This is a genomic window from Amycolatopsis sp. Poz14, assembly GCF_006704225.1.
Classification (GTDB): domain Bacteria; phylum Actinomycetota; class Actinomycetes; order Mycobacteriales; family Pseudonocardiaceae; genus Amycolatopsis; species Amycolatopsis nivea.
In genome coordinates this window covers 81,490-105,311 of the sequence record NZ_JACLHD010000002.1, presented here as the reverse complement: position 1 = coordinate 105,311, position 23,822 = coordinate 81,490, and the positions used below count along the sequence as shown (strand labels likewise).

General features: G+C 68.4%; 19 protein-coding genes. 11 read left to right on the top strand and 8 right to left on the bottom strand.

Translation table 11 applies throughout. The annotated features are described in order from the left end of the window. Positions 1-55: 55 nt before the first annotated feature. On the bottom strand, positions 56-1,015 hold the full coding sequence (locus FKO37_RS44180) for an AAA family ATPase (RefSeq protein WP_134733918.1): 960 nt from the start codon (positions 1,013-1,015) through the stop codon (positions 56-58). Positions 1,016-1,128: 113 nt separating this feature from the next. Between FKO37_RS44180 and FKO37_RS44175 the strand changes: the two genes are divergently transcribed. Then, positions 1,129-2,547, top strand: coding sequence for an RNB domain-containing ribonuclease (locus tag FKO37_RS44175; protein ID WP_199817810.1), 1,419 nt, complete (start codon positions 1,129-1,131; stop codon positions 2,545-2,547). Beyond that, on the top strand, positions 2,544-3,308 hold the full coding sequence (locus FKO37_RS44170; protein ID WP_037815744.1) for a helical backbone metal receptor: 765 nt from the start codon (positions 2,544-2,546) through the stop codon (positions 3,306-3,308). Before FKO37_RS44175 ends, FKO37_RS44170 begins: the two co-directional genes overlap by 4 nt. On the opposite strand, the gene FKO37_RS44165 is transcribed toward FKO37_RS44170, so the two are convergent. Both FKO37_RS44165 and gabT read right to left on the bottom strand, forming a co-directional pair. Then, positions 3,289-4,716: an aldehyde dehydrogenase family protein gene (locus FKO37_RS44165; RefSeq protein WP_238608470.1), complete on the bottom strand. Its 1,428-nt coding sequence runs from the start codon at positions 4,714-4,716 to the stop codon at positions 3,289-3,291. The genes FKO37_RS44170 and FKO37_RS44165 overlap by 20 nt on opposite strands. After that, entirely contained in the window at positions 4,713-6,068 is a 1,356-nt protein-coding gene (gabT, locus tag FKO37_RS44160) for a 4-aminobutyrate--2-oxoglutarate transaminase (RefSeq protein WP_043834904.1), read from the bottom strand. Before gabT ends, FKO37_RS44165 begins: the two co-directional genes overlap by 4 nt. Before the next feature lie 139 nt (positions 6,069-6,207). On the opposite strand from gabT, the gene FKO37_RS44155 reads away from it, so the two are divergent. After that, positions 6,208-7,626 (top strand): PucR family transcriptional regulator, encoded by a 1,419-nt coding sequence (locus tag FKO37_RS44155; RefSeq protein WP_238608469.1) that lies wholly within the window; start codon positions 6,208-6,210, stop codon positions 7,624-7,626. Here the strand turns inward: FKO37_RS44155 and FKO37_RS44150 are convergent. Continuing rightward, positions 7,616-8,356, bottom strand: coding sequence for a cache domain-containing protein (locus FKO37_RS44150; protein WP_037816366.1), 741 nt, complete (start codon positions 8,354-8,356; stop codon positions 7,616-7,618). The two genes, FKO37_RS44155 and FKO37_RS44150, sit on opposite strands and share 11 nt — an antisense overlap. A 32-nt stretch (positions 8,357-8,388) precedes the next feature. Continuing rightward, complete coding sequence (locus tag FKO37_RS44145; protein ID WP_037815737.1) at positions 8,389-9,132, bottom strand: FadR/GntR family transcriptional regulator; 744 nt, start codon at positions 9,130-9,132, stop codon at positions 8,389-8,391. A gap of 113 nt (positions 9,133-9,245) precedes the next feature. On the opposite strand from FKO37_RS44145, the gene FKO37_RS44140 reads away from it, so the two are divergent. The 5 genes from FKO37_RS44140 to FKO37_RS44120 all read left to right on the top strand — a co-directional run bounded on the left by FKO37_RS44140 (position 9,246) and on the right by FKO37_RS44120 (position 14,831). After that, positions 9,246-10,661, top strand: coding sequence for a gamma-aminobutyraldehyde dehydrogenase (locus FKO37_RS44140; protein WP_238608468.1), 1,416 nt, complete (start codon positions 9,246-9,248; stop codon positions 10,659-10,661). 32 nt (positions 10,662-10,693) lie between these two features. Then, a complete protein-coding gene (locus FKO37_RS44135) occupies positions 10,694-11,770 on the top strand; it encodes an ABC transporter ATP-binding protein (RefSeq protein WP_037815734.1) in 1,077 nt (358 codons plus the stop codon). Between the two features lie 26 nt (positions 11,771-11,796). Then, positions 11,797-13,005 carry an ABC transporter substrate-binding protein gene (locus FKO37_RS44130; protein WP_037815733.1) on the top strand — a complete coding sequence of 403 codons (1,209 nt, stop codon included), beginning with the start codon at positions 11,797-11,799 and terminating at the stop codon, positions 13,003-13,005. Between the two features lie 125 nt (positions 13,006-13,130). Next, positions 13,131-14,012, top strand: a complete 882-nt coding sequence (locus FKO37_RS44125) for an ABC transporter permease (protein WP_037815731.1) — start codon at positions 13,131-13,133, stop codon at positions 14,010-14,012. Positions 14,013-14,027: 15 nt separating this feature from the next. After that, entirely contained in the window at positions 14,028-14,831 is an 804-nt protein-coding gene (locus FKO37_RS44120) for an ABC transporter permease (RefSeq protein WP_240016164.1), read from the top strand. A 57-nt stretch (positions 14,832-14,888) separates the two neighbouring features. Here the strand turns inward: FKO37_RS44120 and pip are convergent, their stop codons facing one another. Together pip and FKO37_RS44110 are read right to left on the bottom strand one after the other, a co-directional pair. Next, a complete protein-coding gene (pip, locus tag FKO37_RS44115; protein WP_037815726.1) occupies positions 14,889-15,827 on the bottom strand; it encodes a prolyl aminopeptidase in 939 nt (312 codons plus the stop codon). Positions 15,828-15,923: 96 nt separating this feature from the next. Beyond that, positions 15,924-16,898, bottom strand: coding sequence for a right-handed parallel beta-helix repeat-containing protein (locus tag FKO37_RS44110; protein WP_238608467.1), 975 nt, complete (start codon positions 16,896-16,898; stop codon positions 15,924-15,926). Between the two features lie 234 nt (positions 16,899-17,132). Between FKO37_RS44110 and FKO37_RS44105 the strand changes: the two genes are divergently transcribed. Next, entirely contained in the window at positions 17,133-18,089 is a 957-nt protein-coding gene (locus tag FKO37_RS44105) for an undecaprenyl-diphosphate phosphatase (RefSeq protein WP_238608466.1), read from the top strand. Between the two features lie 16 nt (positions 18,090-18,105). Further along, positions 18,106-19,044 (top strand): cytochrome c oxidase assembly protein, encoded by a 939-nt coding sequence (locus FKO37_RS44100; RefSeq protein WP_238608465.1) that lies wholly within the window; start codon positions 18,106-18,108, stop codon positions 19,042-19,044. Between the two features lie 32 nt (positions 19,045-19,076). Here the strand turns inward: FKO37_RS44100 and panB are convergent, their stop codons facing one another. Further along, positions 19,077-19,967 (bottom strand): 3-methyl-2-oxobutanoate hydroxymethyltransferase, encoded by an 891-nt coding sequence (gene panB, locus FKO37_RS44095; RefSeq protein ID WP_238608464.1) that lies wholly within the window; start codon positions 19,965-19,967, stop codon positions 19,077-19,079. 242 nt (positions 19,968-20,209) lie between these two features. On the opposite strand from panB, the gene lysX reads away from it, so the two are divergent. After that, positions 20,210-23,530: a bifunctional lysylphosphatidylglycerol synthetase/lysine--tRNA ligase LysX gene (lysX, locus tag FKO37_RS44090; RefSeq protein WP_238608463.1), complete on the top strand. Its 3,321-nt coding sequence runs from the start codon at positions 20,210-20,212 to the stop codon at positions 23,528-23,530. Positions 23,531-23,822 lie beyond the last annotated feature (292 nt).

Below are 23,822 nucleotides of genomic sequence, written 5' to 3'. Positions count from 1 at the left end.
CGGCATTATGGCGGCGCGGCTCCGGCCCCGGTGGCGGATTCGGCGAGGTGTGCGGTTACCCCATCACCAAGGCCGGATCCAGTACGAATTCCGGATCCACCTGCTCCGTCAGATCCGTTCCCGCGCGTCCGTTCCCCCAGGCCCGTGCGTTCCGCAGGTGGAACTCCACGCCTTGGCGCTGGTACCGGGCCCAGTCGCGCGGCGTCGTGTCCACGAGGTCCTGCATCGCGGCCAGCGTCGCCAGGTTGCGCGGTTCCAGTTCGCCGATCGGCCGGGTCGTGCCGCGTTCGGCGGCCCGGACGTGGCCGGACGTCGTCATCCAGCCCAGCAGTGCCGAACCCAGCTGCTCGGTCAGGAAGTCGACGTCGTCGCCGTCGGTGACCTTGTTCCCGATCGCGACCAGGTGAACCCCGAAGTCCCGTGCGTGATCCGCGTATTGACGGTAAACGCCGACGCTGCGCAGGGTCGGTTCGCACACCAGGAACGTCACGTCGAAGCGCGTGAACAGACCCGAGGCGAACGCGTCGGCACCGGCGGTCATGTCCATCACGACGTACTCGTCCGTGCCGTCGACCAGGTGGTTCAGCAGCAGTTCGGCCGCGCCGACCTTCGAGTGGTAGCAGGCCACGCCGAGGTCGTCCTCGTCGAACTGGCCGGTGACGCCCAGCCGGACGCCGCCGAGCGGGCGGAAGCAGGCGTCGAAGATCGGGTTGTCCTCGAACGGCCGCACGAGTCGCGAGCCGCGGCCGGGCGGGGTGGTTTTGATCATCGCGTCGGCCGACGGGATCCGCGGGTTGTCGCCGCGCAGGTACTCCTTGATCAGCGGCATGTTGTCGCCGAGCGTCGGCCACGCCAGCGCCTGTTCCTCGGTCGCGCCGAGGGCGACCGCCAGGTGCTGGTTGATGTCGGCGTCGATCGCCAGCACCGGTTTGCCCGCAGCGGCCACATAAGAGACGAACAGCGACGAGAGCGTGGTTTTCCCGCTGCCGCCCTTGCCGACGAACGCGATCTTCACCGATCCGGCCCCTTCTGAAAATGAAGACGATTATCAATGCCAGGCAGGCTACACCCGACCGGCCCGCGCCCGAACGGGCGATCACCGGCGGTTCGGCGGGATAGTGTTGGACCGTGCCGCCACTCGTGCTGAGGACACCAGCGTCGGGAGGGGACTTCGGTCGTCTCCGGACGGAGTTCGCGCTGCCGGAGTCATTCGGGCCCGCGGTGCTCGCGGAGGCCGAAACGGCGGTGCTCGATCCGCTCGCGTCCGCGGGCGGCCGCGAGGACGCCACCGACCTGCCGTTCGTCACGATCGATCCGCCCGGGTCCAAGGACCTCGACCAGGCGATGGTGATCGAGCGGCGCGGCAGCGGCTTCCGGGTGCAGTACGCGATCGCGGACCTGGCGGCGTTCGTCCCGCCGGGCGGGGCGCTCGATCACGAGGCGCGGCGGCGCGGTCAGACACTGTATCTCCCGGACGGCAACGTCCCGCTGCACCCGCCGGTGCTGTCCGAGGGCGCGGCCAGCCTGCTGCCGGGCGAGGTGCGGCCGGCGGTGCTGTGGACGATCGACGTCGACGAGGCCGGGGAAATCGTCGCCACCCGGGTTCGGCGGGCGCTGGTGCGGTCGACCGAGCAGTTGGACTACGAAGGCGTGCAAGCCTCGCTGGACGCGGGACGGCCGCATCCCTCGGTGGCGGCACTGCCGGAACTCGGCCGGTTGCGGCGGAGTCTCGCGGTGCGGCGCGGGGCGGTCGAGTTGCAGCTGCCGGAGCAGGAAATCAGCGGCGACGTCGACGGCGGCTGGATTCTCGCGCGCCGCCCGCGGACGGTCGTCGACGCGTGGAATGCCGAAATCTCTTTGCTGACCGGGATGGCCGCGGCGCGGATCATGATCGACGCCGGGATCGGGGTGCTGCGGACGCTGCCGTCCCCGGAGCCGGACGCGGTGGAATGGCTGCGCCGGTCGGCGACGGCGGTCGGGCTGGCTTGGCCGGTCGAGCTGACGGTGTCCGAGTTCCTGTCCACATTGGACCCTGGGCAGCCCGCGTCGATGGCCTTGTACGCGGACACCACGCGGCTGTTGCGCGGCGCGGGGTACACGGCCTTCGCCGGGGAATTGCCCGCGGTTACGACGCACGCGGGGATCGGCGGGGCATACGCGCACGTCACGGCACCGATTCGACGGCTGGTCGACCGCTTCGGGACCGAGGTGTGCCTGGCGGTGACGGCCGGACGCGAGGTGCCGGACTGGGTGCGCGAGGCGTTGTCCGAGGTGCCTGCGTACATGTCCGCTTCGGACAGTCTGGCCGCACGGGTTGAGCGCGCGTGCATAGATCAGGTCGAAGCGTGGGTACTCGCAGAGCATGTCGGTCACGAGTTCACCGCGGTGGTGCTGCGCGCGGACGAGACGCGCGCGGAGATCCTGGTCGAGAACCCGCCGGTGATGGCGAAGTGCTCCGGCGAGAAGTTCCCGGAGGGCGAGCGGATCGCGGTGCGGCTGACCGAAGTGGACGTCGAGCAGCGGAAGGTGTCGTTCGAACGGGTATGAGGAACGCGGAACTGGTCGATGATCTGGGCGAGCCGGTGCCGATCGAGGGCTCGCCGCGGCGCGTGGTGTCGCTGGTGCCGTCGCTGACCGAGGCGGTCGAGGTGAGTGCGCCGGGGCGGCTGGTCGGGGCGACGGACTACTGCACGCATCCGGCGGAGCTGGACGTGGAACGGGTCGGCGGGTCGAAGTACCCGAAACTCGACCGGGTGCTGGCGCTCGAACCGGATCTGGTGCTGGCGAACTCCGAGGAGAACCGGCCGGAGGACGTGGAAACCCTGCGTGCCAACGGGATCCCGGTGTTCGTGATGGCCGCGGCGGAATCCGTACCCGCCGCGCTGGGATCGCTGCGGCGGATTTTCGGCCAGGTGTACGGCATCGACGAACCGGAATGGCTCGACACCGCGGACGAGCTGTGGCGCGAAGTGGCACCGGTGCGCCACCGCGCGGTGATCCCGGTGTGGCGCAAGCCGTGGATCGTGCTGGGCCGCGACACCTTCGCCGGAGACATGTTGCGCCGGGTCGGGGTCGAGAATGTCTACTCAGGACACTCCGAGCGCTATCCCCGGCCCGCGCTGGAAGAGCTCCAGAAGACCGGGGCCGACCTGGTCGTACTGCCCGACGAGCCGTACGAATTCACCCAGGACGACGGCCCCGGCTTCTTCCCGGAGATGCGCCCGGTACTGATCTCCGGGCGCTACCTCACGTGGTACGGACCGTCTCTCGTGGACGCCTACGCGGCGCTCAGAGAGTCAGTCCGGTAAGGACAGTCACGCGCTCCTCGGTGAAGTCCGCCATCGCCGCCGCCGGGCCTTCCCGGCCGACACCGGAGTCCTTCACGCCGCCGTAAGGCATCTGGTCGGCGCGGAAGCTCGGCACGTCGCCGACCAGCACGCCGCCGACCTTGAGCCGCGCCGACACGTCGAACGCGGTCGGCAGGTCGCGGGTGAACACGCCGGTCTGCAAACCGAAGCGGGACGCGTTGATCCGCTCGACGCCGTCGTCCACAGAGGACACCCGGACCAGCGAGACCACCGGGCCGAACACCTCGTCCGCCATCACCGAAACGTCCTCGGGAACCTCGGAGAGCACAGTCGGCTCCACCGTCGCGCCCGAACGGCCGCCGCCGGTCAGCAGCTTGGCGCCTGCGACAACCGCGTCGGTGACCCAGGTTTCGACTCGCGACGCGGCGGCTTCGTTGACCAGCGGGCCCACGTCGACGCCGTCCTCGCGCGGGTTTCCGGTGCGCAGCGCAGCGACCTGCTCCAGCACCTTCTTCTGCAACTCGTCGTAAACGTCGGCGTGCGCGTACACGCGCTGCACCGAAATGCACGACTGTCCCGCCTGGTACATGGCGAACGTCGCGATCCGCTGCGCGGCGAAGTCCAGGTCAGTCCAATCCGGACAGACGAGCACCGCGCCGTTGCCGCCGAGCTCCAGTGCGACGTGCTTGCGCGGCACGCTGTCGCGGATCGCCCAGCCGACCGGCACCGAACCGGTGAACGACACGACCGGCAGCCGCGGGTCCTTGACCAGTTCGGCGGTCGCCTCGTTGCCCAGCGGCAGGATCGACCAGCTGCCCGCCGGAAGAGCGGTCTCGGCAAGGATTTCGCCGAGCAGGAGCGCGGTCAGCGGCGTCGCCGGGGCCGGCTTGAGCACGATCGGCGCGCCGACCGCGATCGCCGGGGCGACCTTGTGTGCCACCAGGTTCAGCGGGAAGTTGAACGGCGTGATGCCCAGCACCGGACCGCGCGGCACGCGCCGGACGAGCGCGAGCCGTCCGGTGCCGCCCGGGTCGGTGTCGAGGCGCTGCAGGTCGCCGGAGAACCGGCGGGCCTCCTCGGACGCCCAGCGGAACGTCGACACCGCACGGCCGACCTCGCCGCGCGACCACTTCAGCGGCTTGCCCGATTCGGCGGTGATCAGCTGCGCGATCTCCTCCGTCCGCTCGGAAAGCCGCCGCGAGATGTGGTCGAGCGCGCCCGCGCGGACGTGCGCGGGCAGCGTCGCGTACTCGTCGGCGACGTCCGCCGCGGCCTGCACCGCGGTCTCCACTTCGGACGGCTCGGGCAGGTAGTGCGAACCGGCTTCGGAGCCGTCGAACGAATGCCGGACGACGGTCGTTTCGCTGCTGGTTACCGGCTTTCCGGCCACCCAGAACGGAAAAGTCACTTGCGGGCCTCCGTGGCGATCGCGTACTCGAGAACGGCGAGGCCTTCGTCGAGCAACTCGTTGGACAGGGACAGCGGGGGAAGCAGCCGGACGACGTTGCCGTACGTGCCGCAGGTCAGCACCACGACGCCTTGTGCGTGGCAGGCGGCGGCGATGCGCTTGGTGAGGTCAGCGTCGGGCTCGTTCGTGCCCGGCTTGACGAACTCGGCCGCCAGCATCGCGCCACGCCCGCGCACGTCGCCGATCACGCCGGTTTCCTCCGCCAGCGCCCGAAGCCGCGGCAGCACCAGTTCCTCGATGCGCTTCGCGGAACCCGTCAGGCCTTCGCCCCGCATGGTCTCGATCGCTCCCAGCGCCGCGGCGCACGCGATCGGGTTGCCGCCGTAGGTGCCGCCGAGCCCGCCCGGGCCGACCGCGTCGAGCAGGTCCGCGCGCCCGGTCACCGCGGCGAGCGGCAGGCCGCCCGCGATGCCCTTGGCCGTGCAGACCAGGTCCGGGACGACGTCCTCGTGCTCCGAGGCGAACCAGTTGCCGGTGCGGCAGAAACCGGTCTGCACCTCGTCGGCGACGAACACGACGCCGTTCGCCTTGCACCACGACGAAATCGCGGGCAGGAAACCGGGTGCCGGCTCGATGAACCCGCCCTCGCCCTGGATCGGTTCGAGCACGACGGCCGCGACCTGGTCGCCGCCGATCTGCTTCTCGATCCGGTCGATCGCCTGCCGCGCGGCCTCCGGGCCGGCGAGCCCGTCGCGGTACGGGTACGAGCCCGGCACGCGGTACACCTCGGGCGCGAACGGCCCGAAACCGTGCTTGTAGGGCACCGATTTCGCGGTCATGCCCATGGTCAGGTTGGTGCGGCCGTGGTAGGCGTGGTCGAACACCACGACGGCCTGGCGACCGGTGGCGGTGCGGGCGATCTTCACCGCGTTCTCGACCGCTTCCGCGCCGGAGTTGAACAGCACCGACTTCTTCGCGTGGTCGCCCGGCGTCAGCTCGGCCAGCGCCTCGCACACCTCCACGTAACCCTCGTACGGGGTCACCATGAAGCAGGTGTGGGTGAACAGCGCCGCCTGCTCGCGCACCCGGTCGACCACCTCGGGCGCGGAATGCCCGACGCTCGTCACCGCGATCCCGGAACCGAAGTCGATCAGCACGTTGCCGTCGGCGTCGGTGAGCAGGCCGCCGCTGGCGGAGGTGATGTAGGCGGGCAGCGTCGACGCGACCCCGGCGGCGACCGCGTTCGCGCGGCGCTCCTGCAGCGCGCGGGAGACGGGCCCGGGGATCTCGGTCTGCAGCCTGCGCTGCCGGGGTGCCGGAGCCTGCGGCTCGGCGGCGGTGCTGGTGGTCACGGCGCTCCTACGTCGCGGTCGTGCGTGCCGGTGAGGACCGGCGTTCACGAGCTTCGGGTGGGTCGCCCTCAGGATGGGGCCTGCGCCGCCCGCCGTCAGCTGGCCGTTCTGTCCAACTTGACGTCTACAATTGGCCGTTATGGCACTCACCCTGCGGGCACTGGCCGCCGAACCCGCGCTCGGCCTGCGCGTGGTCGCGGGCGAGGCGGGGCTGGACCGCCCGATCGGCTGGGTGCACCCCACCGAGCTGACCGACCCCCAGGTCTTCCTCGAAGGCGGCGAACTGCTGCTCACGACCGGTCTGACGCTCTACAGCGCGACGTACGCGCCCTACATCCGGCGGCTGGTCGACGCGGACGTCGCCGGGCTCGGCTTCGGCGTCGGGCTGAGCCACGCGAAGGTACCGGACGCGTTGGTGGCCATCGCCGACGAAGTCGGGTTGCCGGTGCTGGAGGTACCGCGGAAGACACCGTTCATCGCGATCACGCGCGCGGTCTCCCGGTCGGTCGCGGCTGACGAGTACGCCGCGACAGTGCGGATCGGCCGCGCCCAGCAGGAACTGACCCGTACCGCGGTCGGGCGCAGCGGTGCCGGGGGAGTGGTGCGTCGGCTCGCGCGACTCATCGACGGCTGGGTCGTGCTGTACGACTCCGCCGGACGCGTGCGCGAGGCGTCGTCGGCCAAAGCGCGCGGCGTCGAACTGGACGTCACCAGTCTTCGCGCGGGCACGCGCGTGGTGTCTCATGGCGACGACGAGGTCGTCATCCAGACTCTGCATACGCGGGGTGCGCTGGCGGTCGGTACTGCGGAACCGTTGGACAGCACCGGACAGCACATTGTCAACACAGCTGTCTCGCTACTTTCCCTTGCCTTGGAACAGGATCGCGCACAGCGGCTCTCGCTGTCCCAGCTGCACACCGGCGTGCTGGAGCTACTCGCCGCCGGACACGACGAGCTCGCCCGCGAGGTCGTACCGGATCTCCCAGCAGAGCCGTGGACGGTGCTGGCGGTAAAGGGGAGCAAGGCGGCCCGGAACACCCTGTACGAGCGGCTGGAAACCCTTGCCGGGCAGGTGTTCGCCGCGCATCGCGGAGACAAGCTGATCGTGCTGGCCGAGAACGACGAGGTGACCGCGATCGTCGGGGAGACCGGAGAATTCCACAGTGGACTGTCCACAGGAGATTTTCCAACCGCGTTGAGGCAGGCGGAAGAAGCGGCCGAGGCAGCTCAGACCCAGCGTGTGCCGCTGCTGCGCTACGCCGATCACGCCGGGGCCGGGTTGCTCAGCTTGATCGATCAGCAAGCCGCGCAAGCGTTTTCCGACCAGCTGCTCGCGCCGGTACGGGAGTTCGACCGGACCGGCCGCGGCGACCTGGAACTGTCGCTGCGCTGCTGGCTCGAACACCACGGCCACTGGGACCTCGCCGCGACGAAGCTCGGCGTGCACCGGCACACCTTGCGCAACCGGGTCACCAAAGCCGCCGAGTTGCTGGGCCGGGACCTCGACGCGCCGGGCGTCCGCGCGGAACTGTGGTTCGCGCTGCAGATCAGGTCGTGACCAGCAGCGTGATCGGGGAATCCCCGCACCGCCGCAACGTCATCCCGCCCGGCGCGGTATACGGTTCCGCGCCGGATGCCCACCAGGCAGGCACGTCGATCTCGCGCACCAGCGACCCGGTCGCCTTCCGCACGCTGTTCGACACGATCACTCGCCCCTGCGCGTTGAGCAACGCGGCGGTCCGGCCGAGCGCGCGCAGCCGGCGACTCACCGTGCGCTCGAACTCGCGCACATACACGTCCGCACCAACGACTCCGGCGAATTCCTCACCGCGCGTGACGGGAATGGTGAAGGTGAGCGTGTACTCGTCGGTGCAGAGATAGTCCACGTACGGCCCATTGACATGCCGCCGCCCGCTGTCGCGCGGGACGGTGAACCAGGATTGCCGCGTGTAGTCGAGAAAATTGGGGCTCTCCGGGTCGAGGCTGATGAACAGCTGTTCCGGAGCCCCGTCGTCGGCACGGCAGGAGGTCCACCATTCGAAGCCGAGTTCTTGATCGGCAAGGACATTCGGCGCGCTCACGAAGCCCGCGCCGACCACGAGGCCGCCGAGCGCCTCGATGACCTGCGGCCGGATCGTGTGCAGCGCATCGGCGGACAGCTCGCCGGATTCGGCGAGCAGCGTCTCGGCGGCGGCCAGAACCGGTTTCAGGCGCGCGAAAATCTCCTCGACGAGGGAGGAAACCTGGGTCACTACCTCTTCGCCGGTCAGCGTGCGGGTGTCGGGCACGATGCTCACCTCGTGATGCGGGTCATCGGAGCTTACGGCGTTTCGAGGGTCAGGTGCAGATCTGCGAGCCGATCAAGCGCGCCGAGAAGGTGCTCTTCGGTCAAGGCGCGCGCCCGATCGCCGTCGGCCGAGGCGATCGCCGAGACGATCGCCTGGTGCTCAGCGTAAGACCCGCGGCAGGTTTCCTTGTCGCCGAGGGGCGCCCAGAGCAATACGCCGTGTTCGCTCTGCAGCTGAACTTCCTGGTTGGTGAGCCGAGGGGACTGTGCGGCGGCGGCGACTTCGAGGTGGAAGTGCCGTTCCGCGCGGGTCGCGTCGGGACCGCTCGCGCCGAGGAGGTCTTCCGCGGTGAGCCGCAGCCGTTCGAGATCTTCGGGAGTGCTGCGTTCCGCGGCGAGTTTCGCCGCCGAGCCCGCGACGGCGAGGTAGTGGTCGCCGAAGTCGCGAAGTTCAGCCATTGAGACCAATCGCAGGCGTTCGGCCCACGAACTCTGCGCGGGCCAGTCCGGGGTGCGCACGAAGCTGCCGCCGCCGCGTCCGCGCCGCGTTTCGACGAGACCCTGCTGCCGCAGCACCGCGAGCGCCTCGCGCACGGTGACCGTGGAGACGCGGAACTGCGCGGCGAGTTCGGCCTCGCTCGGCAACTGCTCGGCGTCGTCGAGGAGACCGAGCGTGATGGCGTCGAACAGCCGCGCCGCGACCGCCTCCGCGCGCCCCACCTGTTCCAGCGGGGCGAACATCGCCAGTCGTGCGCTGTTCGACATCTCCTTGCGCATCGTTGGTCCACCCGTCTCGGCATCCGTTGGAGCCAATCCTGCCCCAGGGCCTTGTCATTTGAAATATGGAGTTATATGTTTCATCCTGCCACGGAGAGTCAGGAGGCGCACGCGTGCAGGAGTTGAAGCACTATGTCGGCGGGACTTACGTCGACTCGCTGTCCGGAAAGGTCGCGGAAATCGTCGACCCGGTTACCGACCGTGCGTACTGCACCGCGCCGGTGGCCGGCGCCGAGGACGTGGACCGCGCGCTGAAGGTCGCCGCGGAAGCGTTCGAAAGCTGGCGCGAGACCACCCCGGCGCAGCGGCAGCTCGCACTGCTGAAGATCGCCGCCGCGCTCGAGGCGCGCGGCGAGGAGATCATCCGGGTCGAAGCGCAGGACACCGGCAAGCCGTTCGCGCTGACCATGGAGGAGGAGCTGCCCGCGGTCATCGACCAGGTGCGCTTCTTCGCCGGTGCCGCGCGCGTGCTCGAAGGCCGTTCGGCCGGCGAGTACATGGAAGGCCACACGTCGTTCATCCGCCGCGAGCCGGTCGGCGTCTGCGCGCAGGTGACGCCCTGGAACTATCCGCTGATGATGGCGATCTGGAAGATCGCGCCCGCGCTCGCCGCGGGCAACACCATCGTGCTCAAGCCGTCCGACACCACCCCTGCCTCGACGCTGCTGCTCGCCGAGATCTGCGGCGAGCACCTGCCCGCGGGCGTGTTCAACGTGATCTGCGGCGACCGCGACACCGGACGGGCGTTGGTGGAGCACGACATTCCGGCGATGGTGTCGATCACCGGCTCGGTGCGAGCGGGCATCGAGGTCGCCGGTTCGGCGGCGCACGACGTCAAGCGCGTGCACCTCGAGCTGGGCGGCAAGGCCCCGGTGATCGTGTTCCCGGACGCCGACCTCGAAGCCGCCGCCGAAGCCATTGCCGCGGCCGGGTATTTCAACGCGGGCCAGGACTGCACTGCCGCGACTCGCGTGCTGGTGCACGACGACGTGCACGACACGTTCGTCAACGCGCTCGCCCGCCAGGCCGAGGCGAACAAGACCGGCACGGGCGAGGACGTCGCGTTCGGTCCGCTCAACAACGCCGCGCAGCTGGAAAAGGTCGCCGGTTTCGTCGACCGGCTGCCGGAGCACGCGACTGTCCACTGTGGAGGACGACGGTCCGGCGACGAGGGCTACTTCTACGAGGCCACCGTGGTTTCCGGGCTCCGCCAGGACGACGAGATCATCCAGAACGAGGTCTTCGGCCCGGTCATCACGGTCCAGCGGTTCACTGAGGACGACGAGGCGCTCAAGCACGCCAACGGGGTTCCCTACGGCCTCGCCTCCTCGGTGTGGACCAAGGACCACCAGCGAGCCATGAAGTTCTCGGCGAAACTCGACTTCGGTTGCGTGTGGATCAACACGCACATTCCGCTCGTGGCCGAGATGCCGCACGGCGGGTTCAAGCGGTCCGGCTACGGCAAGGACCTCTCGCTGTACGGCCTCGAGGACTACACCCGCGTCAAGCACGTGATGAGTGCGCTGTAGCCGTCGTGACCAGATCCATCGGAAGGCCTGTCATGCCCCATCAAGCCCCCGCCGAGACCCGGCCGCCGGGAAGGCGTCCGCAGACCGGACAGCCGGCGATCCGGCTCACCGGACTGGAAAAGCACTTCGACAAGGTGCGCGCCGTGGACGGGGTCGACCTCGACATCCCGCCCGGCGAGTTCTTCTCGATGCTCGGCCCGTCCGGTTCCGGCAAGACCACCGTGCTGCGGATGATCGCCGGGTTCGAACTGCCCACCGCGGGCACGATCGAACTCGAAGGCAAGGACGTCAGCCAATTGGCTCCGTTCGACCGCGACGTGAACACGGTTTTCCAGGACTACGCGCTCTTCCCGCACATGACGGTGCAGCAGAACGTGGAGTACGGCCTGAAAGTCAAGCGGGTCGCGAAAGCCGAACGCCGCGACCGGGCGAAGGAAGCCCTGCGCACGGTGCGGCTGGAGGACTACGGCGACCGCAAACCGTCGCAGATGTCCGGTGGACAGCGGCAGCGTGTAGCACTTGCGCGCGCTCTAGTGAATCGCCCGAAAGTGTTGCTTTTGGACGAACCCCTTGGCGCACTTGACCTCAAGCTGCGCCAGACCATGCAGGTCGAGCTCAAGCAGATCCAGCGCGAGGTCGGCATCACCTTCGTCTTCGTCACCCACGATCAGGACGAGGCGCTCACGATGAGCGACCGGATCGCCGTGTTCAACGCGGGCCGCATCGAACAGGTCGGTACTCCGGTCGAGGTGTACGAACGCCCGGCAACCGCTTTCGTGGCAGGGTTTGTGGGCACGTCGAACCTGCTCAGCGGGCGCAGCGCGGAGGCGGTGATCGGCAGGCCGGGCGTGTACAGCATCCGGCCGGAGAAGATCCGCATCGACGGCGATCTCGCGTCTCCGGCGGGCCCCGGCGAGACCTCCGCGACCGGTTCGGTGACGGATGTCGTTTATGCCGGGTCGACAGTGCGCTACGCTGTCGCGCTCGATGCCGGGGGCCAATTGTCCGTTGTCCGCCAGAACACCAGCGAGCCGACCGAGTTCGCCGACGGTCGCGTTCGCCTGCGCTGGCGCCGCGAACACAGTTTCCGGGTCCCCGAAGCCGGCTAGTTCCTCACGGGAAGGTTTCTCTCGCTATGAAGAACAGGAAGACGCTGCTCGCAGGGCTGTGCGGCGTGAGCCTCCTGCTCGCTGCCTGCGGCACCTCGGGCTCCGACTCCAAAGCGGGGTCGGCGCCGGGCGCACAGGGCTTCACGCCGCCGAAGCTGAACGCGCTGACGCAACTCGGCCAGCCGGAAGGCCAGCTGAACGTGCTGGCGTGGCCCGGTTATGCGGAAAACGGCTCGAACGACCCGAAGGTCAACTGGGTCACGCCGTTCGAGCAGCAGACCGGGTGCAAGGTCAACGTCAAGCCGTTCGGCACCTCCGACGAGGCCGTGACGCTGATGAAGACCGGGCAGTACGACGTGGTTTCCGCGTCCGGCGACGCCTCGCTGCGGCTGGTCGCCTCGGGCGACGTCGAGCCGGTCAACACCGCGCTCGTGCCGAACTACAACGACATCTACCCGTTCCTCAAGAACAAGTCGTGGAACAGCGTCAACAACGTCGCCTACGGCATCCCGCACGGCTGGGGCGCGAACGTCCTGGCCTACCGCACCGACAAGGTGCAGCCGGAGCCGAAGTCGTGGTCGCCGATGTTCGACGAGAAGTCGCAGTTCAAGGGCAAGGTCATCGCCTACGACTCGCCGATCTACATCGCCGACGCCGCGCTGTACCTGATGGCGCACCAGCCCGACCTCGGCATCAAGAACCCGTACGCCCTGGACGACAAGCAGTTCAAGGCCGCCACGGACCTGCTCAAGAAGCAGCGCCCGCTGGTCGAGGAGTACTGGTCGGACTACCTCAAGGAAACGCAGTCGCTCAAGAGCGGCGACGGCGTGATCGGCACGGCCTGGCAGGTGACGGTGAACCTCGCGAAGAGCGAGGGCGCGCCGATCGCGGCCACGGTGCCGAGCGAGGGTGCGACCGGCTGGTCGGACACCTGGATGGTGTCCGCGAAGTCGCAGCACAAGACGTGTGCGTACAAGTGGATGGACTACATCACGAGCCCGAAGGTGAACGCCCAGGTCGCCGAGTACTTCGGTGAGGCCCCGGCGAACTCCAAGGCCTGTGCGGAGTTCAAGGACAAGTCGCTGTGCGACACCTACCACGCCAACGACGCCGCGTACGCCGCCAAGATCCAGTACTGGACCACGCCGATCCCGCAGTGCCTCGACGGCCGCACGGACGTCAAGTGCAAGGACTACGGCGACTGGACCCGGGCCTGGACCGAGATCAAGGGTTGACCGACCCTCGCGGACGCCGGTACCCACCGCGCCGGCGTCCGCGAGCCCGCCGGGGGTTGCGGGCCCTCCCCAATGTTCCCGCAGCCCCCGGCTTTTCTCCCTTCCGCACCCGAAAGCGCTAAGACATGACCGCCGTGAGCCCGCCGAGTCACCGCATCTCGGCTTTCTTCCACCGCAAACCCCAGCTGCGCCTCGGACTTCTCCTCACCGCGCCGATGCTCTGGCTCGGCCTGGCCTACCTCGGCGCGCTCGCCGCCCTCTTCATCACGGCCTTCTGGTCCACCGACGTCTTCACCGGCAAGGTGGTCACCGACTGGTCCTTCGACAACTTTGTCACTCTTTTCAGTGATTCTGTTTATCGCACGATCACGTTCCGCACTGTCGGCATCGCGTTGCTGGTGACGGTGATCGACGCGGTGATCGCGTTCCCGATGGCGTTCGCCATGGCCAAACTCGCGTCGCCGCGGGCGCAGCGGCTGCTGGTGATCATGGTGATGACGCCGCTGTGGGCGAGCTACCTGGTGAAGGCCTACGCGTGGCGGACCCTGTTGTCCGGCAACGGGGTGCTGAACTGGCTGCTGGACCCGCTCGGCCTGTCCGGGCCGGGATACGGCGTCACCGCGACCGTGATCACGCTGTCCTACCTCTGGCTCCCGTACATGATCCTGCCGATCTACGCGGGCCTGGAAAAGCTTCCGACGTCCCTGGTGGACGCTTCCGGCGACCTCGGCGCGAAATCGTTCCGCACGTTCCGTTCGGTGATCCTGCCGCTGACGTTCCCGGCGATCGTCGCGGGTTCGATCTTCACCTTCTCGCTGTCGCTCGGCGACTACATCGCGGTGAAGATCGTCGGCGGCACCTCGCAGATGCTCGGCAACGTCGTGTACGACAACATCGGCGCGGCCAACAACCTGCCGTTCGCCGCGACCGTCGCGACGGTTCCGGTCGTCATCATGCTCGTCTACCTGGCCGCGGTGCGTCGCACCGGTGCGCTGGACAACCTCTAGGAGACCGCCGTGCGGATGTCGAAACCCGCCCGGGTGCTGTTGTGGACCGCGCTCGGCATCGGATTCGCGGTGATCTATTTCCCGCTGCTGGTGGTCCTGCTGAACTCGGTGAACGCCGACACCACGTTCGGCTGGCCGCCCAAGAGCTTCACCCTGGAATGGTGGGGCCGCGCGATCACCAACGAGGGCGCCCTGCACGCCTTGTGGACCAGCGTCATCGCCGGGCTCTCGGCGACCGCGATCGCTTTGGTGCTCGGCACGATGGCCGCGTTCGCGCTGCAGAAGTACCGGTTCTTCGGCCGGAACTCGTTGTCGCTGCTGGTGATCCTGCCGATCGCGCTGCCCGGCATCGTCACCGGCATCGCGCTGAACAACGCGTTCCGGACGATCTTCGGGCTCGATCTCGGCCTGATGACGGCGATCGTCGCGCACGCCACGTTCTGCATCGTCGTGGTGTTCAATAACGTCGTCGCCCGGTTGCGCCGGATGGGCGGGAATCTCGAAGAAGCGTCCATGGACCTCGGCGCGGACGGCATGACGACGTTCCGCCTGGTGACGTTCCCGATGCTGCGATCCGCGTTGCTGGCAGGCGGTTTGCTCGCGTTCGCGCTGTCGTTCGACGAGATCATCGTGACGACTTTTACGCTCGGCACCGGCATGGAAACGCTGCCGATCTGGATCTACAACAACCTGTTCCGGCCGAACCAGGCCCCGGTGGTCAACGTGGTGGCGGCGGTGCTGATCATCGTCTCGACGGTGCCGGTCTACCTGGCACAGCGGCTTTCCGGCGGCGACAGCTCCAGCGGCGGCCGGATCTAGCTCCGAAGGTCCGTGAAGGGCTCCTTGCGGGAATTCCGCAAGGAGCCCTTCACGCTTTTACCGGAAGCTGTCGGTGGCCTCGCGGAGAGCGGCGAGGATGCCCGGGTCGGTGACGGCGTGTCCCGCGGATTCGGTGAGCTTCAGCGTTGAGCCGGGCCAGGCGCGGTGGAGCTGATACGCCGTGATGGGCGGGCACACCGCGTCGTAGCGGCCTTGCACCAATACTCCCGGGATCCCGGCGAGCTTCCCTGCGTCGCGGATCAGCTGTCCTTCTTCGAGCCACGCGCCATGCCGGAAGTAGTGCACCGCAAGGCGAGCGAACGTCAGCGCGAACTGCGGATTCGCGTATTGGTTCACAAAGGACTGTTGCGGCAGCAACGCCACCGTCGCGCCTTCCCAGACGCTCCAAGCGATCGCGGCTCGTTCACGCACCGCGCGGTCGGGGGAGTGGAGCAGTTCCGCGTACCCGGCGAGCGGATCGTCCACATTGTCCAGTGGCTCCAGGAACGCGTCCCACTCCGCGGGGAAGAGATTCGCCGCGCCACCGCGGTAAAGCCAGTCCAGTTCCCGCTGCCGCACGGTGAAAATCCCGCGCAGCACCATCTCGGACACCCGCGACGGATGGGTTTCCGCATACGCCAGGGCAAGCGTCGAGCCCCACGACCCGCCGAACAGCTGCCAGCGTTCGATGTTCAGCCGTTCGCGCAGCAGCTCCATGTCGGACACCAAGTGCCACAACGTGTTCGCCGACAGGTCGTCGCCCGCGTTGGGCGTGCTGCGGCCGGCGCCGCGCTGGTCGAACAGGATGATCCGGTACGCCTCGGGGTCGAAGTGCCGCCGGGTCATCGGGGCGATGCCGCTCCCGGGCCCGCCGTGCAGCACCACCACCGGTTTCCCCTGCGGGTTCCCGGCCTCCTGGCAGTAGATCCGGTGCCCGTCGCCGACGTCCAGCATTCCGTCGGCGCGCACCGGGATCGGCGGGTAGAGCTCGTCCATACCGGGCACTCTTCCCGAAAGCTCCCGGCATCTCAAAAGCAGGGTGGGGGCCCGCCCCCGCCGCCGGGCTGAGCGGGCCCCCGTCTGTGATCGCGGTCAGCAGCCTGGTGTCGCGGCTACGTTCGCGAAGCCCTTCCCGGCGTTCGTCACCTTGTTGCTGGCGCAGACCTTGTTCCCGGTGGCCGCCTTGACCACGTAGAAACCGTAGGCCGAGGGCACCTGCACGTCCGCGGTGTTGTCCGAGAAGGTGTTGTCCCTGCCCCAGCCGTCGAGCTGCACGTGGACCTCGAACGACCCGTAGGTCGCGTCGTGCACGAAGACCTTGCTGCCCTTGTTGCCGGTGACCAGGTACCCGTTGCCCTTCACGTCGACCCAGCTGTCGGCGTAGTTCTCGCCGCTCTGCCCGGTGCCGTCGAAGGTGTTGCCGCGCAGTTCGCCGCCGGTGGTGCCTTCCTTGACGTCGATCGACTCCGCGCGCACGTTCGGCCCGATCTTGTTGCCGATCGCCTTGTTGCGGTCGCTGTGATCGGGCTGCCCGTCCGGCCAGTTGCTCTTGGCCGAACCGAAGTAGATGCCCTCGCCGAACCCGCCGTTTTCCTTGCCGGTGTCGGAGATTTCGGAGTTCTGCACGACGTTGTCGCTGCTGCCGTGCTGGAAGTGGATGCCCTCGTTGCCGATGCCGGTCACCTTGAGCCCGTCGACCAGCGTGTGGTTGACGCCGAGCGCCATCACGCCCTTCTGGCCGCCGGTGACGGTGAACCCGGACAGCGTCCAGTAGCTGCCGGTCAGCTCGATGGTGCGGCCGCCGGACGCCTGCACGACCGCGCTGCGCGGGCCGGTGAGCGTGATGCGCCCGTTCGCGGTGCCGCTGGCGGCGGCCTTGAAGTTGCCGGTGTAGGTGGTGTTCGCGGCCAGCTGGATCGTGGTACCCGGCTTGGCCGAGGCCAGCGCCGTCTTCAGCTCGGCGGAGTTCTTGACCGGGACGGTCCCGGCGGACGCCGCGGGCGTGGCGAGTGCGAGCAGTGCTGCGGCTCCGGCAGTGACTGCCAGAACTCGGTCGCGGACGCGCATTCCAACCCTCCTCGTCGAGGCTCGATGACTTCGGATGCGGCGTGCGCTCACGCTAAGACATCGAGAGAACACTGGTCAAGTACATGATTGATGTTCATGGATGTGAACGGGATGAACAAAGCGTGGCCGGAAAGTGTCGGCTGCGCCTGTTCCCGCCCGGCTTGCTCGGAGTTAACCCGATCCTCGGTAGCTTTTCCGCGGAATGCCCGAACTGCGGCGAGAAAGGCTTCGTGAATGTCCGCGGTCAGCTACCTCGAGTCCATTGTCGTCGGCGCTTTGCAAGGCGTGTCGGAATTGTTTCCGGTGTCCAGTCTCGGGCACAGCGTCCTGTTGCCCGCGCTCGTCGGCGGAAGCTGGGGACGCGACCTGAGCATCGGGAAGGATTCGCCGTATCTTGCCGTGCTGGTGGCGATGCACGTCGCCACCGCGATCGCGCTGATCCTCTTCTTCCGGCGCGACTGGGTGCGCATCGTCACCGGCCTGTGGACGTCGGTCCGCGATCGCGAGGTTCGCACGGCCGACCAGCGGCTCGCGTGGCTGCTCATCCTCGCCACGATCCCGGTCGGGATCGCCGGGCTGCTGCTGGAAAGCCTGCTGCGCGACGTCCTCGGCAAACCGGTGCCGTCGGCGATCTTCCTCGCGCTCAACGGCGGCGTGCTCTACGCGGCGGAGAAGTTCTCCCGGAAGCCCAAGCCGGAGGTCGCGCGGGTCGCGCGCGAGGAGGAGACGATCGACTTCAGCGCCGAGGAGACGATGGTGATGCGCGCGGTGACCGTCGACGAAGCCACCGACCTCCGGTTGTCCAAGCTGAGCGTGAAAGAGGCCGTGCTCATCGGTTCGGCGCAGATTTTGGCTCTGCTGCCCGGAATCAGCCGCTCCGGCATCACCATGGTGGCCGGTCTGCGGCGCGGGCTCGACCACGAGGACGCCGCCCGGTTCGCCTGGCTGCTGGCGACCCCGGTGATCCTCGCCGCGGGCGCGCTGAAGATGCCGTCGCTGTTCACGCCGGAGAACAAGCCGTCGCTCGGGCCGGCGTTGGTCGGCAGCGTGGTCGCGTTCGCGGCGTCCTACATTTCTGTCCGTTTTCTGACGAAATACTTTGAAACGCGCACCTTGACCCCCTTCGCCATCTACTGCGCGGTCGCCGGAATCGGCAGCCTGATCTTCTTCACGGTGTCAGGGGCGGCGTAAGGCGCAATTTCGCCGGGTGCACACTGAAGGCATCGAAATCGTGCCTGACCTGCCACCGCTGAGCGGATCGACGTTGTTGACGGCCTGGACCTTCGACGTCCCGGCCGTGCTCGTCGCGCTCGCGCTCGGCGTCGGATACGTGGCCGCGGCTCGCCGTCAGGAGTGGAGCGCCGGGCGGACCACAGCGTTCCTCGCCGGGCTGGCCACGCTCGTCCTCGTCACGTGCTCGTTCCTCGGCGTGTACGACACGACGCTGTTCTGGGTACGCGCCACGCAGAACACCGTGCTCCTCATGGTCACGCCGCTGCTTCTCGCGCTAGGCGCGCCCGTGACGCTGCTGATGCGCACCGCGCCGCCGAAGCTCGCCACGTGGTTGCGTACGCATGGCCGTGGCCGCTTCGCGCAGTTCATCACCTTCCCGCTGTGCGTCACCGTGGTGCTGATCGCGCCGTTCCTGCTCATCTACCTGACACCGCTGTACGAGCTTTCGCTCGACTCAGCGGTCGTCGGCGGCCTCGTACGCGTAGCGCTCGTATTGGCCGGCTTCCTGTACTTCTACAGCCGCGTGCAGCTCGATCCGACGCCGCGCAACGGCTCGCACCTGGTGTCGGTGTGGATCTCGTTCACCGAAGTGGTGTTCGACGGCGCGCTCGGCCTCGTGCTGTGGCTCGGTCCGCTGCTCGCGCCCGCGCACTACGACGCGGTGCACCGTGACTGGGGTCCGGACCGGCGCACGGACCAGATCATCGGCGCGGGCGTGCTGTGGATCGGCGGCGACGTCGCCGGGCTGCCGTTCGTCGGCGCGCTCTTCATCAGGTGGGCCCGCGACGACGAAAAACGGGCGAAACGGCTCGACCGGAAATTGGACGAGGAGGCAGCGGCAGGCGAGGCACCGGCGAAGGGCTTGTGGTGGGAGAACGATCCGGAACTCGCCGAACGGTTCCGCCGCTCGTGAGTGCCGGCTCGCACCGGCACTCACGAGGCAGCTCAGTGGAACGCGTGCTCAGGCGCCGGGAACTCGCCGCGCCGGACGTCCTCGGCGAACGCCGTCGCGGCGCTCTGCAGCACCCCGGCGACGTCGGCGTACCGCTTCACGAACCGCGGCGCCTTGCCGCGGCGCAGCCCGGCCATGTCCTGCCAGACCAGCACCTGGGCGTCGCAGTCCGGACCGGCGCCGATGCCGACCGTCGGGATCTTCAGCTCGTGCGTGACGCGCTTGGCGGCCTCGGCGGGCACCATCTCCATCACGACCGCGAACGCGCCGGCTTCCTGCAGCGCCAGCGCGTCGGCGAGCAGCTTCTCCGCCGCCTCGCCGCGCCCTTGCACCCGGTAGCCGCCGAGGTTGTGCTCGCTCTGCGGGGTGAAGCCGATGTGGCCCATGACCGGGATCCCGGCCGAGGTGAGCGCTTCGACGTGCGCCGCGAACCGGTGCCCGCCCTCGAGCTTGACCGCGTGCGCGCGGCCCTCCTTCATGAACCGGACGGAGGTGGCCAGCGCCTGCTCCGGGGAAAGCTGGTAGGAGCCGAACGGCAGGTCGGCCACCACGAGCGCCCGTTTCGCCGCCCGGGTGACCGAGCGGACCAGCGGGAGCAGCTCGTCGACGGTGACCGGAAGCGACGTGTCGTAGCCGAACACGTTGTTCGCCGCGGAGTCGCCGACCAGCAGCACGGGGATGCCTGCTTCGTCGAAAAGCTCAGCGGTATACATGTCGTAAGCGGTGAGCATCGGCCACGGTTCGCCGCGGTCCTTCAGCTCGCGCAGATGATGAATCCGGACTTTTCTCGGTTTGCCCGGGCCCGCACTGGTCGCGGGGCCGGTTCCGTAAGGGGCGGCCACCTCGCCGGCGGTGCCGTCGGGTTGGGCAGACTGGGCAGACATCGTCGTCGACCGTCCTTCCCTCGAGGCCTCGCAGAGGTCCCCGGGTCGTGGAGTCAGTACCGGACACAGCGTGACACGCGCGCCGGAGGGCCCCAAGGTCGTGCGACCAGCTTCACACGGCCGGGTAGCGACAACCGTTTTGCCTCCTGTGACGTCTTGATAGGCATCGGGCCGATTTGCGCCTGGTGGGTGAGAAGGTCCGGCGCGTCCCGCGACGCGGTCGCGCCGCAAGAAAGGTACCGATGGGAACCCCAGTGACCCGTCCGCGCAGCCTAGGCTGGAAAGCCCGCGCGGGCGGCCTCGTGGCCACTGTCGTGCAGCTGGCAGCGCTTTTCTCGATCGTGCTGCTGCTCGCTGGCGGACGGCACGGGCACCTGCTGAACGGCATCGACATGGCGTTCGGCGTGGTGAGCGTGCCGACCAGTTCGAGCCTGGTGATCGTGCTGCTGCTCGTCGTGCTCGGCGCGGCGCTGCGCAGGCGCAAGAAGGCCGCGCTGTACGTGCTCGTGCTGTTCCAGGTCGCCGGCCTGGTGACCACGCTGGTCCTGCAGGCGCTGCTGCTGTGGGCTCCCGACCTGCTCACCCTCAACGCCCGGCAGATGCGCCACATCCCGACGCAGGTCGGCGCGCTCGCCATCGCCGACGTGATCTCGATCCTGCTGATCGTCTTCCTGCTGTCGCTGCGTCCGGCGTTCCCCGCGCGGCTCGCCCCCGGTGCCTGGTGGAACGGGCTTTCCGTGCTGTTCGTCGGGTTTCTCGGCGTGATCGTGCTCGGCTGGGCACTCACCGAGGTGTTCCCGGGCAGTCTCGGCGACGCGTGGGAGCGCTTCGCCTGGGTGGTCAACCACGCCACCGGCGAGAACCTGCAACTGCGCCGGATCGGCGTCGGCGAAGGCCCGGCGTGGATCGACGTGGTTCTCGACCTCGGCGCGACCTTCGTGTCCACAGCCGCGCTGTACACGCTCTTCCGCGGCGTACGCAGCCGTCGCATTCGGACAGACGACGAAGAGCTGCAGTTGCGCCGTCTGCTGGGAGAGTTCGGCGAGGACGACTCTCTCGGCTACTTCGCAACGCGCCGCGACAAGAGCGTCATGTTCGCGCCTAACGGCCGCGCCGCGGTGACGTACCGCGTGCTCGCCGGGACCACAGTGGCGAGTGCGGACCCGATCGGTGACCCGGACGCGTGGCCGGACGCGGTGCAGGCGTGGCTCCACGAAGCGCGTACGTACGGCTGGACGCCGGGCGTGCTCGGCGCGAGCGAGAAGGGCGCGAAGGTGTACGCCGCCGCGGGGCTGCGCGCGTTGCAGATCGGCGACGAAGCGGTCCTCGACGTCCGAGAGTTCTCTCTTACCGGTCCTGAGCGGAAGTCCGTGCGACAGGCGGTGAAGCGGATCCAGCGCGCCGGGTACACCTCGCAGGTCCGGCGGCACAGCGAAATCCCCGAAGACGAGATGGTGCAACTGCTCGCCCGCGCGCAGCAGTGGCGCGTCGACGAGACCGAACGCGGCTTCTCGATGGCGCTCGGCCGGCTCGGCGACCCGAGCGACGGCCGCAGCGTGATGGTCGAGGCGTACGACGCGCACGGCGAGCTGCGCGGCTTGCTGTCGTTCGTTCCGTGGGGCCGCCGAGGCCTTTCTCTCGACCTGATGCGCCGTGACCGGGACGCAGAAAACGGGCTCAACGAGTTCATGGTCGCCGAGGTCGTTTCGGCCGCTCAGCACATCGGCGCACAGCGGATCTCGCTGAACTTCGCGATGTTCCGCGCGGTGTTCTCCGAAGGCGAGCGCATCGGCGCAGGTCCGGTACTGCGCGCGTGGCGGGCGGTGCTCGGCGTCGCGTCGCGGTTCTTCCAGCTGGAATCGCTGTACCGGTCGAACGCCAAGTACGGCCCGGATTGGGAACCGCGGTTCCTCTGCTACTCGTCGGCGCGACGGCTCCCGCGAGTCGGCATCGTCGCGGGCGCGCTGGAGGGCTTCGTGCCCACCGGGCGCGCGCGGTCGCTGCGGCTGGAGAACGTCGGCGAGGATTTCGTCGCGCAGGTCCGGCGGATCGACGAGGAAGCGGCGCAGGTCGTGCCGCGCGCCAAGCGCCGTCCGGAACAGGTCCGCGTGCGAGTGGCCAAAGTGGACAAACTGCGGGAACTCGGGGTGGACCCGTACCCGGTCGGTTTCTCCCGCGAGGACCACCTCGGCGACATCGTGCACGCGTTTTCCGGACTGGAACCGGATTCCCACACCGGAAAACGCGTCCGGGTAGCCGGTCGGGTGCTCGCCCTGCGCACCCTTGGCGGCCTGTGTTTCGCGCGGATCAAGGACTTCTCCGGCGAACTGCAGCTGATGCTCGACGCGAAGGTCCTCGACCTGACCGGCTGGCGCACCGGCGTCGACCTCGGCGACCACGTCGGCGTGAGCGGCGAGGTCATCACCTCCCGCCGCGGCGAACTGTCGGTGCTGGTGGACGAATGGACCGTGACGGCGAAGTGCCTGCACCCGTTGCCGGACAAGCGAAAGGGCCTCACCGACCCGGAGACGCGAGTCCGGCAGCGCTACCTCGACCTGGCGGTCAACCCCGACTCCGCGAACATGCTCCGCCTGCGCTCGACGGTCGTCCGCGCCGTCCGCGAACGCCTGCACCAGGGCGACTTCCTCGAAGTCGAAACCCCCATGCTGCAAACCATCCACGGCGGTGCCAACGCACGGCCGTTCGTCACGCACATCAACGCGTACGACATGCGGATGTACCTGCGCATCGCCCCGGAGCTGTACCTGAAGCGCCTGTGCGTGGCCGGCGTCGAGCGGGTTTTCGAGCTCAACCGGAACTTCCGCAATGAAGGTGTCGACGCGACCCACAACCCGGAATTCACGATGCTGGAGGCGTACCAGGCGTACGCGGACTACAACGCGATGCGCCACCTGATGCGCGACCTGATCCAGTACGCCGCCGAAGCCGCGTACGGCGCACAGATCGTGCGACGCCCAGACGCCGACGGCCGCATCGTCGAACACGACATCTCCGGCGACTGGCCAGTGATCCCGGTGCACAAAGCCGTGTCGGAGGCCTTGGGCGAAGAAGTCGACTCGCAGACGCCGGTCGCGACATTGCGAAAACTGTGCGCCGCCGCCGGAGTTCCGGTGCCGGAGGAAGCCGGTGCAGGCGACCTGGTCCTGAAAGCACACGAGCACTTGGTCGAAGGCTCGACGGTCCTGCCGACCTTCTACACGGACTACCCGACCGAGGTCTCCCCGCTGACCCGCCAGCACCGCACCGACCCGCTCCTGGCCGAACGCTGGGACCTGATCGCGTTCGGCTCGGAAGTCGGGACCGCTTATACGGAACTGACCGACCCGTTAGAACAGCGCCGCCGTCTGGAGGCACAGTCGCTGCGCGCCGCGAGCGGGGACGTCGAGGCGATGGAGTTGGACGAGGACTTCCTGCTGGCACTGGAACACGGAATGCCCCCGACTGGTGGTCTGGGCCTCGGAGTGGACCGGCTGCTGATGATGCTGAGCGGGACGTCTATTCGGCAGACGGTGCTTTTTCCGTTCGTCCGACCGCAGGGGTGAAGCTGGCGTTTCGGGGCTGGCTGTCTTTTGCCTGCTTGGCCCCGATGCGCTTTGCTCGGCTTCGCCTGCTTTGTCTGCCTAGCGCCGATACGCTTGCTCGGCTTCGCCTGCCTGCCTGATGCCGGTGCGCTTTGCTTGGCTTCGGCCTGCTTTTGCTGCCCGGCTCCGACGCGCTTCGCTCGCCCTTGGCCCCTTCGCCTGCCTGCCCCCGGTGCGCTTCGCTCGGCATCGACTCGCTTCGCCTGCCTGGCCCTACGCACTTCGTTCGGCATTGGACCCCTTGCCTGCACAA